This window comes from Paraburkholderia sp. SSBN10T (assembly GCF_056619545.1).
Genome location: NZ_JBWQQI010000019.1, coordinates 47860 through 60923, shown reverse-complemented (window position 1 = coordinate 60923; position 13064 = coordinate 47860). Strand labels below are relative to the sequence as shown.

Below are 13064 nucleotides of genomic sequence, written 5' to 3'. Positions count from 1 at the left end.
CTTCAATTCACAGGAAGTGTATTCATGGCGAAAATCGTATTCGGGATGGCCGTGCCGCACAGTGGCATGCTGGGTCAGGCACCAGAAGACTGGCTTAAAAATGGCGAGCGCGATCGCAACAATCCGGAGTTGTGGTTCCGCAACCGGACGTGGACGTATCCCGAACTGGAAGCGCATCGCGAAGCGGCGTTCGAGGCGTTCCTGACCATCGAAGAGCGCACCGCGCGCGCCGCGCGTTGCCGTGCGGCGCTGGACAAGATGGCCGCCGCGTATCGCGAAGCGAAGATCGACGTGGCGATCATTCTCGGCAAGGACCAGAAGGAGATCTTCACAGATGTCTCGCCGTCCATCGCCATCTACAGCGGCGCGGAAGTGCACAACGGTCCGCCGCAGCGATCGGTGTATGCGCCGGATCATCATGTGGTGCATCAGTGTCATCCGAAGCTGGCGGCGTATCTGATCGAGTATTTCCAGCGCGAGCACTTCGATCTAACCGATTTGTTCGCGTGGCCCGACAACGTCTGGATGAAGCCGCTGCCGGACTACCCCGTGGCGCCGCATGCGTACAGCTTCGTCTATCACAAGATCATGGGCGACGATCCGCCGCCGCATGTGCCGGTCATCATGAACTGCTTCTATCCGCCGACGCAGCCGTCGATGTCGCGCTGCATCGAGTTCGGGCGCGTGCTGCGCGATGCCATCGCCGCATGGCCTGAGGATGTGCGCGTGGGCATTTTTGCATCGGGAGGGCTGTCGCATTTTGTGAACGATGAAGAGTTCGATCATCGCATCATGAACATGCTGGCTGGGTATGACTACGACGGTTTGGCAGCGGTCGATAACCGTTCTTATCAGTCTGGCACGTCGGAGATCAAGTTGTATGTGAGCGTGATGAAGGCCGTTCAGCAAACAGGCGCCGAAATGACGTTGGTCGACTACGTGCCGTGCTGGCGCACGCCCGCCGGCACTGGCGAAGGCATGGGCTTCATGTACTGGAAAGCCGCCGATTAACGGACCCATGCATTGGGAGATAAAGACCATGAGCGATACCCGCCTCAACAGCATTGTTCGTACGTTCGAACAGCAACATCCTCGATGTCGCGCAGGCTGAGGTGGAACCGGAAATGCCACAGGAAGAGTCCCTCTCCGATTCGAAACACCTGCTCGTCCCGTTTATCGTTACCGATCACTAACCGAAATGCCGAGTTGAGGGCGCTGGCTACGAAGATATTGTCTAGGAGAGCTACCCCATTGCCGCTTGAAGGCTGCGCTGAATGCGCTTTCTGATTGATATCCGACCGATGGCGCAATCAAAGATATGGATTCGCGACCTTCCAGGAGCCGATTTGCAGCCAAAGTCATTCGCCAACGCGTGAGATAAGCCATTGGCGCTTCTCCCACAATCTTCTTGAAGGTCTGGGCGAAAGCCGTTCGAGACATTCCTGCGGAACGAGCAAGCTCCTGCACTGTCCAGTCATGAGCGGGAGTCTGATGCATGCACGAGAGCGCCATGCTCATGCGTTTGTCGGCAAGGGCGAAAAGCCAACCGGTGCCTCGTTGCGCGCCATCGGCAAGGTATAGGCGAAGAGCCTCCACCAGCAGCGTATAGGCTACCTGCTGAGCAACCAAAGTGCCCCCTGGCTGAAAATCACGCATCTCACGCAACATGCGTTCGACTGCCCACCGCATGGACTCTCGTTGTGAGTCCTCCTTCAACATGACGATGGGCGGTAGCACATCAAGCAGAAAACGGGCATTTCCCTCAAGGGCAAAATGGCTCCCAAGGAGAAAGAAATCGTCTCCTGGAGTGACAGCGAGGACGCCGTTGTACCTCTCCACCGTGGAAATAACGGTACGTGCGTCCACGGGCTGGATTGCGAGGTCGCTTGTGATTACAAAGCTGCGACCATGCGGTAGAAGCAGGCAGTTTCCTGTGCGTAAGCGCACGGGCTGTTCGACACCCTCGACCGACAGCCAGCACTCCCCGGCGACGACGGCGTAGCACTTGATTCCCTCATACGCAGGCAAGCGAAGTGACCACGAACCTCCCGCAGACAGGCCGCCTGTCACATACGTGCGAGGTTTCAAGAGCGACAAGACGTCAGACAGCGGATCCATGGTTATTTGAACGATTGCGACGAAAATGTGGACTATTTCACATTGATCATACGCATCTCGATAGGCAGAATCAATTCCGCTTAAGCCGAAGCATTTTGCTTTTCGGCGCTATCAGGAGGTACGTAGTGAACGCTCATGAAACCCTTTCGATCAAAACGCGAACAGTCCGTTTTCACAGCTATGGCGAACCGGCGGACGTGTTGCGCATGGAAGAAACCATGCTTCCCGGCCCAGGCCCAAATCGCATTCGGGTGCGCGTGATCGCCTGCGGACTCAACCCGGCCGATTGGGCTCTCTGTCGGGGGCTGTTCGCTGAAAGTCTTCCGCGAGGCATCGGGCTGGAAGTCTCCGGAACGGTGGATGCAGTTGGTGAAGGTGTCCAGGATATTGCAGTGGGTGACCCGGTTTTTGGACCTGTAGACTTCGTCACCACTGCCAGCGCGGGAGCATCGGATTTTGCAATCCTGGAGCACTGGAAACGTATTCCTGAAAATCTCGATCCGATTGAGGCGGCCGTGCTGCCGATGGCCGTTGCGACAGCCTTTGGCAGCCTCGATTGTTTGGGAGTACGGGCCAAGCAGACAGTCTTGATCAATGGCGCGGGCACGACGGTAGGGTTCGTTGCTGTTCAGATCGCGCTGATGCGTGGTTCCCGCGTCATTGCCACCGCTGGTGAGACTTTTGCGGATCGACTGCGCAAGCTAGGCGCTATCGTCACCCCATATGGCGAAGGAATGATGGAGAGAGTTCTTGAAGTGGCCGGCAAATCACCGGATCTGATCCTCGACACGGCACCAGTTAGCGGCGCGTTGCCTGCTCTCGTCAAGATCGCAGGCGATCCTAAGCGCGTGGTCACCATCAGTGATTTCGCTGCGGCAAAGGAATTGGGTGCACGCATCAACATCGAAGAAGGCACCACCATGCCTTACCACGTTCTGGATGACTTTGCACAGCTTGCCGCCGACGGGAAATTTACGGTGCCGATTGCCTGCACGTACCCGCTGACAAATTGGCGCGACGCGCTCGACGTGAGCCAAAGCCAAAAGGCTCACGGCAAACTCATCCTTCTGACTTGAAGCGCGGATCCATTCGTTTCGCGCAACTTAGGATGGCGGATTGTTGTCGCGAAGGAGTGCCAGCAAGCGCTTGATATCCGCACGCTCCGATTTGGCGCCGGATACGAAAGCACAGTAAGGGTGACCGAGCTGAAGAGACGCCGTCGACAAAGCGATGAGACGACCCGCTTCCAGATCCGCACGCGCCATGACCCTCTGACCGAGGGCTATTCCCCAACCCAGGCGCGCCGTTGAGATCGCCAGACTCGACAGGCCAACACGACGACCGTTGGAGGGGTCTGGCTGAAAGGCACTTCCTATTCCTGAAAACCAGTCGCTCCACGTTGGATGAGACGCGTAGTTCGATCCCCAGTTGGTGTGGATGAACATACTCTCGTGAATTCGGCTCAAGTCGAAATCATCGTTTCCCTGTTTGTACCAGAATTCGGGAGCGCACACGGGCAAGACATCATCGTGAACAAGCGGAGTGGCTTCCAGTGTCGGATAGTGGTACATGCCATAGCTTATCCGGAGGTCTATGTCGTGCCTACGCATATCGACGGGATCTTCGTCAACACGGATGTCGATCGCCATTTGCGGAAAGATATGCAGTAGTTGCGACAGTTTCGGTGCCAGCCAGGCATCGGCCAGTGAAAACGGCGCGCTCACGACAAGCCGCATGCGCATCTCACCTTCAAGAATGCGTTCTGTCATGGCCGCAAGATCGTTCAGGGCGCGCGAGGTCTGCGGGTAGATAGCGAGCCCGGCATCCGTCAGCGTTATACGATTGCCGGTCCGAACGAAAAGCTGCTTGCCCAAATAATCTTCAAGGTTGCGAACTTGCTGGCTAACGGCTGCCGCCGAAACGCCTAGTTCAGTCGCGGCTAACGCAAACCCACCCAATCTTGCCGCAACCTCAAACGCCTTAACCGCGTTCAACGGAGGAAGTCTCGACACTTCGTATCTCTACCGAAAGTTTTTCTATGGGGAGACTAACAATTTATGCCGTTGAAAGAAAGATTTTTTCTGGATACCTTCACTTCACCACTAGATGAGGGGACAAACATGCGGGATATTTTGGACCTCGATCGGTACCCACTGGATCGAGAGGGAAGCGCTGAATGGCAGGATCTGGTCGACAGTTCGATTGCCGGGTTGAGGGCAAATGGCATGTTCAATCTCGACGGCCTTCTTTTGCCGGGCGTGGCAGAAAAAGCCGCTTCTGAGATTCAGCCCGTTATGGATACGGAGTCGCATACTCATAAGAGGGTGCATAACATCTACTTCAAGCCCGAAATTCCGGAACTCTACTCGGGCCACCCAGCACTTCGTAAAGTAGAGACGGTTAGCCGCACAGTTTGCGCCGATCAGATTCCAGGAAGCATCGTATTGGCGATCTACGAGTATCAACCTCTTGTCCGCTTTCTGGCCAAGACAATGGGCAAGACGTCCCTTCACGTGATGCAGGATCCGCTTGCGCGTGCCAATGTCATGTCCTACCGCGCCGGCGAGACTTTGAACTGGCACTTCGATCGGTCCGAATTCACGACCACGCTGTTGTTGCAGGCACCGGAAGCCGGAGGCGATTTCGAATACCGGTCTGATCTTCGGGCGGACGACGATCCGAACTATGACGGCGTCGCCAGACTCCTCGAAGGACGTGACCCGCAGGTCAAGAGTCTTCAATTAAAGGCTGGGAACCTGAACGTGTTCAGAGGCAAAAATACGGCACATCGCGTAACAACAGTGCGCGGAAACCGCGAGCGAATGATCGCAGTTTTCTCGTACTACGAAAAATCAGGGGTTATGTTTAGCGATGAAGAGAGGTTTGGCTTTTATGGGCGAGTGGCTTAAAGATAGTTAGCCATCGTCGCTTGCCACCGGACGTCGCGGAAATGGGATGCGAGACACCAGCATATTTAGTATGCATTGCGAAACAATGTGCAGCACCTTTATATAAAAGAGGTTTGAAATGATGCTCAAGAGCGGAATGCTGAGTCGGCTGATTGTCTTAATGGCGTTTGGTGCGGCCGCTACCTTGGCCACATCGGCAGATGCGAAAGACTGGGTTTCAGTAACTATCGCCACTGAAGGGGCGTACGAGCCTTGGAATCTTACCCTGCCAGGCGGGAAGCTTGGCGGCTTCGAACCGGAACTGATGCAGAATCTGTGCGAGCGCATAAAAATTGAGTGCAAGCTGACCGCGCAAGATTGGGATGGCATGATTCCGGGGCTGCGGGCGGGTAAATTCGATGTATTGATGGACGCAATCATGATTACGCCGGAGCGCGAGAAAGTAATCGCCTTCTCGCGACCTTATGCATTGACCCCGGGGGCGTTCGTATCAGCCGATCCGAAAATTTTCCCTGCTTCCGGCGCTCCAGGGAGGATACTCAAGCTAACTGGTGATCCGAAAACAGACAAACCTGCTGTCGACGAACTGCGCGTGGCGTTGAAGGGGAAGTCCATCGGAATTCAGACCGGCACTGCATACACGGATTTCATTGATAAGAATTTCAAAGACATCGCCACTATCCGCGAGTACAAGAAATCCCCCGAGCGCGATCTGGATCTCGCGGCGGGCCGAATTGACGTCGCATTCGACGATGTGAGTTATTTCACCGCTGTACTTCAGCAACCGGAAAACAAGTCTCTTGCTTTTGTCGGGCCCAAGATTGGCGGCACGATCTGGGGCCCTGGCGAGGCACTTGCGTTCCGTCAAAGCGACTCCGATCTGAAAGCGAAGTTTGACGCTGCGCTTGCCTCCGCACTTGCCGACGGTACAGTGAAGCGGCTGTCCGAGAAATGGTTCAAGCTCAACATCATGCCGTGAGCCTGAGCGTCTCGTCGTGTGTCCTGACAATGCAAACGGTGGGAGTGAGATCGCCGACAGGCGTCGTGGTCGTGACAGGCGAGCCGCACAAGGCCGTGAACCGGCGTGAGCCGAAGAAACTGCGCAATAGCTACGAGCAAACCATCGCTCAGGCGAAAGCCCGGCTAGCCGCCGCAGCGCGCTTGCGCAGCCAGGTCAGGCACGCGAACAGCGCGATGGCGAAAACCATCAGCAGCGTCGCAACCGCGAGAATCGAAGGATCGATCGAATCGCGAATGCCGCTCCACATCTGGCGCGGCACCGTGCGTTGATCCGGGCCGCCAATGAAAAGAATAACGATCACTTCATCGAACGACGTGGCGAACGCGAAGACGCTGCCCGTTGCGACGGCGGGCGTGATCAGCGGTAGCGTCACGCGCCGGAACGCGATCCACGGCGGCGCGCCAAGTCCCGACGCCGCGCGTAACAGCGATTGATCGAACGACAGCAGCGACGCGGTGACGGTGATGACCACGAAAGGCGTGCCGAGTGCCGCGTGCGCGAGCACGACGCCGAGATACGAATTGACGAGTCCGAGCGGCGCGAACACCAGATAGAAGCCCGCCGCGACGACCACGATCGGCACGATCATCGGCGACACGATGATCGGCATCACGATCGAGCGAAACGGAAACTGCGCCCGGCTCAAACCGAGTGCCGCGAGCGTGCCGAGGACGGTCGCGATCAGCGTGGCCGCCGCACCGATGCCGATACTGTTCGCGAATGCGCGTTGCCAGTCTGCAGAGCCGAGTGCCTGCATGTACCAGCGCAGCGAGAACCCCTGCATCGGGTATGAAAAGAACGAACCGGAATTGAACGACAGTGGCACTATGGCCAAAATCGGCGCGACGAGGAAGAAGAAAACGATCGCGCAATGCACGCGCAATCCCGCGCCTGCGATGCGTTCGGAAAGAAGCCGGGTGCGCCCGTCTTTCATGTCAGTGCGCCTCCTGATGACGGATGTGCGACGGTTCACACGGATGAGCGGCAAGCCGCCCCGTGTATCAACCGAAGCGCAGGCGGTCGATGCCGACCAGCCGGTTGAAGATGAAATAGAACACCGCGGTAAACACCACGAGATACAGCGACAGCGCGCCCGCGAGTCCCCAGTTCAATTGTTCGTTGGTCTGCGAGGCGATTAACTGGCTGATCATCTCGTCGCCGGCGCCGCCGAGCAGCGCAGGCGTGATGTAGTAGCCGAGCGCGAGCACGAACACCAGAAAACACCCCGCGCCGACACCAGGCAGCGTCTGCGGAATATAAACGCGTATGAATGCGACTGCCGGATGGGCGCCGAGCGACTGCGCCGCGCGCATGTACGACGGCGACACGTTTTTCATCACCGAGTAGATCGCGAGGATCATATAAGGCAGCAGGATGTGCGTCATGCCGATCAGCACGCCGGTGCGATTGAAGATGAGCGGCAGCGGATGGCTGACGAGGCCAACACTCATCAGCAGGCTGTTGATCACGCCGCCCGGCTGTAGCAGCACGTACCACGCGGTAGTGCGCACGAGCAGCGAAGTCCAGAACGGCACGATCACGAACAGCATCAGGCGGCTGCTTTGCTTGTCCGGCAACGTCGCAAGCAGATAGGCCACCGGATAGCCGAACAGCAGGCACAGCACCGTCACCGTTGCGCCGATCACCACAGTGCGCAGAAACGCCGCGCGATAGACCGCACTATCGGCCGGCACGCGTGCGACCGAGCCGTCCGGCGCGACAGTTGCGTCGACGGCGTTCAGCAGGTAATCGGGCGTCGGCGAAATGGACGCACGTTTCAACAGCCGCCACGTCTGCGGATCGGCCCAGCGCGCGTCGAGATCGATCAGCGCGGGCTTCCATTGCGCAGGCGTTTGCGAGCGGCTCGCGCGCGCGGTCTTGAACAGCAGGCTGCGAAACTCCGGCTGATAAAAGTTCATGCGTCGCGCGATATTGCCGAGATCGCCAGACGCGGCAGCGTCCTTCAGATCGTGCGCGAGCGCGGCAAAGACGGGTTCGTCCGGCACGCCCGCACCGCTCCATGCAGCAAGCGCCGTAGTGAACTGTGGCATGCCGTGGCGCACTTCAGGATTCTGTACGCTGCGGGAGAGCAGGCTGGCGATCGGTCCAACGAACGTAGCAAGCAGGAACACGAGGAGCGGCAGCGCGAGCAGCAGCGCACGCAGCGCCGCCTTGCGGCGCACGGCCTGGAACGCGGCGCGATCCGCAGTGGGCGTGCCGCGGCCGAGTGGGGCAGTGGATGGAAGCGGCGTGTTCATCGGCGCGCGGGGCTCCTCGTGAGTTCCGGATCGAGCCTGGCCTTATTGAGCGAGCCAGTTCTGGAAGCGCTTGTTGATCGCATCCGAATTGTCGGCCCAGAATTGCGCATCGATCTGCACCGGACGCTTGAAGTTGGCCGGCGCGGTCGGCAGGTCGTTCAGCCGGGCCTTGTCGATCAGCGCAATAGCGTTCTTGCGCGGTGGCGCATACGCAATATATTTCGACAGATCGGCATAGGCCTGCGGCGTCGATGCGGACACGATGAACTTCGCCGCCGCGTCAGCGTGCTTCGCGCCGTTCACGACACCCCACCATTCGTAGTCGTACACCTGCGCGTCCCAGACCACCTTGAACGGTTTCTTGTCCTTGTGCACCGCGTCGTCGATACGGCCGTTATAGGCCTGCGTCATCACGACGGCGCCGTCGGCGAGCAATTGCGGCGCCTGCGCGCCCGCTTCCCACCAGACGATGCTCGACTTGATCGTATCGAGCTTTTTGAACGCGCGATCGACGCCGGCCTGCGTGGCGAGCTCCTTGTAGACATCCTTCGGCGCGACGCCGTCGGCGATCAGCGCCCACTCCATGGCCACCTTCGGCGACTTGCGCATGCCGCGCTTACCGGGATATTTCTTCAGGTCGAAGAAGTCGTTGATCGAGGTCGGCGCCTCCTTGAGCTTCGTCGTGTCGTACGCATAGACGGTGGACCACACCATCGCGGCGACCGCGCAATCGCTGATCGAACCGGGCAGGAAGTCGCTCGTATTGCCGAGCGACTTCTTGTCGAACTTCATGAGCAGTCCTTCGTCGCAAGCGGTGATTGCGTCGTTGGTTTCGAGGTCGATCAGATCCCACGTGGGATTCTTCGCCTGTTCCATCGCCTGGAGCTTGGCCAGGCCGCCGTCGTACGACTCGGTGGCGAACTGGTTGCCCGTCTTGGCGGTGAACGGCTCGAACCACGCCTGTTTTGCGGCGTTTTCATAGGCGCCGCCGAACGTGACGACTGAAATCGTATCGGCCGCGTGAGCCGTGGCTGCGGCGAGCACGCCGAGCGTGCAAGCAGCGACGGCGATCCGGAACACAGAACGGTTGCTTTTCATGTCTAGTTGACTCCTGCGATGAGTGGCGAAGCGGACGAAGAAGACGAGGAAGCGGGATGGCCGGCGTCATCGGGCGACACCGCGGCGCGTGCGGCGGCGGTGGCCGGCAAAACCTTGCAGTCGTCGCGCCGCCACACGACAGCGGACTGACGGCCTAGCGCGGGCAGGTCCTGATGCTGCGTATTCGGTACCTTGACCACGACGGTTTCGCCATGACCGAGCTTCAGATGGACTCGATGATGGTCGCCGCAGTAGACGAGTTCCTGCACGAGCCCATGGACGACATTCAGGTTCTGTTGTGCGGCCTGTGCGACGCTTTCCGGCGTCGCGGCGATGTGCGCGCGTTCGGGGCGTAGCGCGAGCATCGCGGTGTCGCCGTTGCCGAGACCACTGCCCGCGCGGCCGTGGACGATGCTGCCGTCGGCAAGCTGCAGCGCAGCCCAGTCGGCCTCGTTCGACATGACGCTGCCCATCAGGCCATTGTTCTCGCCGACGAAGTTCGCGACGAAAGCATTCGCCGCGTTTTCGTAGAGTTCGGTCGGCGTGGCGGCCTGCTGGATGCGGCCATCGGAAAACACCGCGACGCGGTCCGACATTGTCAGGGCTTCGTTCTGGTCGTGTGTGACGTAGACGATCGTCAGCGACAGATCGCGGTGAAGACGCATGATTTCGTATTGCATCGTCTCGCGCAGACGCTTGTCGAGCGCGCCGAGCGGTTCGTCCATCAGCACCACGCTCGGCTCGAACACCAGCGCGCGGGCCAGCGCAACGCGCTGCTGCTGGCCGCCCGATAGTTGCGCCGGCCGGCGACCCGCGAGATGAGCGAGTTCCACCATTTCGAGTGCGCGCAGCGTGCGCGCCTTCTGCTCGCTGCTGCTCACCTTGCGTACCGAGAGCGGAAACGCAACGTTCTCCGCGATCGTCATGTGCGGGAAAAGCGCGTAGTTCTGAAACACCATGCCGATGTCGCGCTGATGCGGCGGCTTGTGGTCGAGGCGTTTGCCCGCGAGCCGGATTTCGCCGCGGGTGGGCGATTCGAAGCCGGCGAGCATCATCAGCGTCGTGGTCTTGCCGGAGCCCGACGGCCCGAGCAGCGAAACGAATTCGCCGCGGGCGACGTCGAGGTCGAGTCCTTCGACCACGCTGTGCGTGCCGTCGTACGACTTGCTGACGCCCGAGAAAGAGATGAACGATTGATCAGGCATGGTAGTGTCGGCGATGGGTCGGCTATTCGCGCGCGGGATCGGCGTCATGCCGCGCAGATGCGTTGCGCGAGATAGCGCGCGAAATCGTAATTGGGCCGCTCGAGGGGGCTCAGGTGGCCGGGCTTCGCGAGCGGTGCATGCACGCCCCGAAACACCGACTCGACGCCGCGCCGGTCTTCGGCATTCACTTCGTCGAGCAGCGTCTTGAGCGTCGCCATGTACTCGGCGGCCTTGGGGTCGTCGATGAACTCCGGCGCGAGGCCGCCGCCGAAGCGGATATGCACGTGGCCGACGCCTCGCGGCTGCAGGATCAGATACCAGAAGTAGCCAGGCGTGAGCGTGACGAGGTGCGTCGGATAGATGGCCAGCAGCGCGGTGGTACGGCGCCAGTGTCCCTCGAGCCGTGTATTGGCTGGGTGCGCGTTGCCGATCGGCAGCGTTGCTTCCTTGGTGATCCAGTGATAGTTGAACGCGGGCAGCCCCGGCGGACACTCCATTTCCTCGAGCTTCGAATGCGGCCCTACCGTGGCGCGATGCAGCATCGGCAGGTGGTAGCTTTCCATGAAGTTCTCCGCGAGGATCTTCCAGTTGGTGTCCCACAGGTGCTCTTCATGGAACGTCTCGACGTAGTCGGTCATGCCGTATTGCCCGATCAGCGACGTGAGTTCGGCAAGCTGTGTCGAGACCGACGGCGCATGGTCGTTGAGCGTCACGTAGATCCAGCCTTGCCACGTCTCGCAGCGCACCGCGGGCAATGCGTACTGGTCCTTGCAGAAGCCGGCTTGACGGTCCATCAGCGGCGCACCGGCAAGCGCGCCGTCGAGCGTGTAATTCCACGCGTGGTACGGGCAAACGATGCGGCGCACGTTGCCGCGCCCCTCGAGCAGCACCGACATGCGGTGCAGGCAAACGTTGGAGAACGCGCGCAATTCGCCGTTTGCTTCACGCAGCACCACGACCGGCTGGTCGTCGATCTGCGCGGTCAGATAGTCGCCCGTTTGCGCGAGCGTGCTCGCGCGGCCCACGCATAGCCATTCGTTGCGGAACACGTCACGCCGTTCAAGCGCGAGAAACGCCTCCGACGTATAGACCCCGGGCGGCATGGCGCGGGCGTCCCCGAACGGGCGCTCGCAGTTCGCGCGTAGCGCCCGGACCAGGTCGGATCCGGTTTCTGTCGAGAGCGAAAGGGCTGCCATGTGGCCTCCAGGTCATCGTCTGCATTGCGACGAGTACCAATCTATCAATCCAAATTTCTAGTCAAAATACTGTTTTTTGATGCATTGCATAGGCAGATCCGATGCAGACCCTCTGACGGTTATTCTATGCGCAAGCGCCGGATATAGGTCTCGCAAAAGGCCGAGAATCGCTTCACGATTTCGCGCGGTTTCATCGAACTGGACATGGCGATGCCGAGCGTGGTCGCATTGACGTTTTCCTTGAAACGTTTAATCACGAAGTCTTCGCCGTCGACCGTGCGGTTCGACTTGAGCGGAAAGTTGAGAATGCTGTAGCCAAGACCATTGGCGACCATGCCGCGCACCACTTCCGGTTGCGACGACCGGAACGCCGCCACCGGACGGCTGCCGACCGCATCGAAAAGCGCCGAGAAGTACTCGCGGCTATGCGGCAGATCCAGCATCACATAAGGCTCGGGAAGCAGGTCCGCCAGCGAGATCCGGCGGGCGCGGGCAAGGCGGTGCGTACTGGGAAGAATAGCGTACGGAGGCAGCGAAAGCAGTGGCTTGAATGTGATGCCGTCCGTGATATCGAGGCTATACGTGAGCGCGATATCCAGCGAGCCGTCGGCGAGGCCGCTTAGCAGCGTGTCCTGATGCGCCTCGGTGGTGCGGAACGTGATCGACGCGTGATCCTGAACGAAACGGCTGATGATTCCCGGCATCAACGGCGGCGCGAGCGACACCATGCAGCCTAGCGAAATGGAACCGGACATGCCGCCGTCGAGCTCTTTCGCGGTCAGTTGCAACTCCTCCGCATTTTTAAGCAGATTGCGAGCATGCCCTAGCAGGTCCCGGCCCGGTTGCGTCAGCGACAGTCCGCTCGCATGATGGCGAATGAAGAGCTGGACTCCGAACGACTCTTCCAGATCCGCGAGGGCAGTGGAAATGGACGGCTGTGAGATGTGCAACCGTTTCGCCGCGGCGGTGAACGACAGCGTTTCCGCGGTGACCACGAAGTAGCGGAGCTGACGCAACGAATACCGCACTGGATGGCCTTCCATCTGATTCTCCCCGTGTCCGGACTACACAAATTCTCCGCCCGACAAAAATCTCTGCATAGCCAAAAGCAATGCATGGCATTTTTTGAATGTATTTTTGTTTGCTGTGTGCCGAGCGTACATTCTGTCCGGATATAACCGCAATGAATGTTGTGCTTCGCGCCGGACAACGCGGATTGCGCGCAGGTCAACGAGCATGCCTCGCGCGGCCGCGCAACG

Annotated in this window: 12 protein-coding genes; 4 read left to right on the top strand and 8 right to left on the bottom strand. The window is 59.5% G+C overall.

All coding sequences use genetic code 11. The annotated features are described in order from the left end of the window. Nucleotides 1–24: 24 nt before the first annotated feature. The gene (locus AC1ECK_RS26015; protein WP_480324251.1) at nt 25–1011 is read left to right on the top strand and encodes a DODA-type extradiol aromatic ring-opening family dioxygenase; all 987 of its coding nucleotides are present in this window, start codon (nt 25–27) and stop codon (nt 1009–1011) included. 168 nt (nt 1012–1179) lie between these two features. Here the strand turns inward: AC1ECK_RS26015 and AC1ECK_RS26010 are convergent, their stop codons facing one another. Next, nucleotides 1180–2118, bottom strand: a complete 939-nt coding sequence (locus AC1ECK_RS26010; protein ID WP_480324249.1) for an AraC family transcriptional regulator — start codon at nt 2116–2118, stop codon at nt 1180–1182. Between the two features lie 125 nt (nt 2119–2243). Between AC1ECK_RS26010 and AC1ECK_RS26005 the strand changes: the two genes are divergently transcribed. Then, on the top strand, nt 2244–3194 hold the full coding sequence (locus tag AC1ECK_RS26005; protein ID WP_480324247.1) for an NADP-dependent oxidoreductase: 951 nt from the start codon (nt 2244–2246) through the stop codon (nt 3192–3194). A gap of 27 nt (nt 3195–3221) precedes the next feature. Here the strand turns inward: AC1ECK_RS26005 and AC1ECK_RS26000 are convergent, their stop codons facing one another. Beyond that, nucleotides 3222–4112 carry a LysR substrate-binding domain-containing protein gene (locus tag AC1ECK_RS26000; protein ID WP_480324245.1) on the bottom strand — a complete coding sequence of 297 codons (891 nt, stop codon included), beginning with the start codon at nt 4110–4112 and terminating at the stop codon, nt 3222–3224. 63 nt (nt 4113–4175) lie between these two features. Here AC1ECK_RS26000 and AC1ECK_RS25995 point away from each other — a divergent pair, with 63 nt between their 5' ends. After that, the gene (locus tag AC1ECK_RS25995; RefSeq protein ID WP_480324241.1) at nt 4176–5027 is read left to right on the top strand and encodes a HalD/BesD family halogenase; all 852 of its coding nucleotides are present in this window, start codon (nt 4176–4178) and stop codon (nt 5025–5027) included. Between the two features lie 118 nt (nt 5028–5145). Beyond that, on the top strand, nt 5146–6006 hold the full coding sequence (locus tag AC1ECK_RS25990) for a transporter substrate-binding domain-containing protein (protein ID WP_480324239.1): 861 nt from the start codon (nt 5146–5148) through the stop codon (nt 6004–6006). Between the two features lie 148 nt (nt 6007–6154). On the opposite strand, the gene AC1ECK_RS25985 is transcribed toward AC1ECK_RS25990, so the two are convergent. The 6 genes from AC1ECK_RS25985 to AC1ECK_RS25960 all read right to left on the bottom strand — a co-directional run bounded on the left by AC1ECK_RS25985 (nt 6155) and on the right by AC1ECK_RS25960 (nt 12848). Then, nucleotides 6155–6982, bottom strand: a complete 828-nt coding sequence (locus tag AC1ECK_RS25985; protein WP_480324237.1) for an ABC transporter permease — start codon at nt 6980–6982, stop codon at nt 6155–6157. Nucleotides 6983–7049: 67 nt separating this feature from the next. After that, the gene (locus AC1ECK_RS25980; protein WP_480324235.1) at nt 7050–8306 is read right to left on the bottom strand and encodes an ABC transporter permease; all 1257 of its coding nucleotides are present in this window, start codon (nt 8304–8306) and stop codon (nt 7050–7052) included. A 42-nt stretch (nt 8307–8348) separates the two neighbouring features. Continuing rightward, nucleotides 8349–9404, bottom strand: coding sequence for an ABC transporter substrate-binding protein (locus AC1ECK_RS25975; protein ID WP_480324233.1), 1056 nt, complete (start codon nt 9402–9404; stop codon nt 8349–8351). Between the two features lie 2 nt (nt 9405–9406). Continuing rightward, the gene (locus AC1ECK_RS25970; protein WP_480324231.1) at nt 9407–10609 is read right to left on the bottom strand and encodes an ABC transporter ATP-binding protein; all 1203 of its coding nucleotides are present in this window, start codon (nt 10607–10609) and stop codon (nt 9407–9409) included. A gap of 44 nt (nt 10610–10653) precedes the next feature. Continuing rightward, on the bottom strand, nt 10654–11805 hold the full coding sequence (locus AC1ECK_RS25965) for an SRPBCC family protein (RefSeq protein WP_480324229.1): 1152 nt from the start codon (nt 11803–11805) through the stop codon (nt 10654–10656). A 119-nt stretch (nt 11806–11924) separates the two neighbouring features. Next, on the bottom strand, nt 11925–12848 hold the full coding sequence (locus AC1ECK_RS25960; RefSeq protein ID WP_480324227.1) for a LysR family transcriptional regulator: 924 nt from the start codon (nt 12846–12848) through the stop codon (nt 11925–11927). Between the last annotated feature and the right edge of the window lie 216 nt (nt 12849–13064).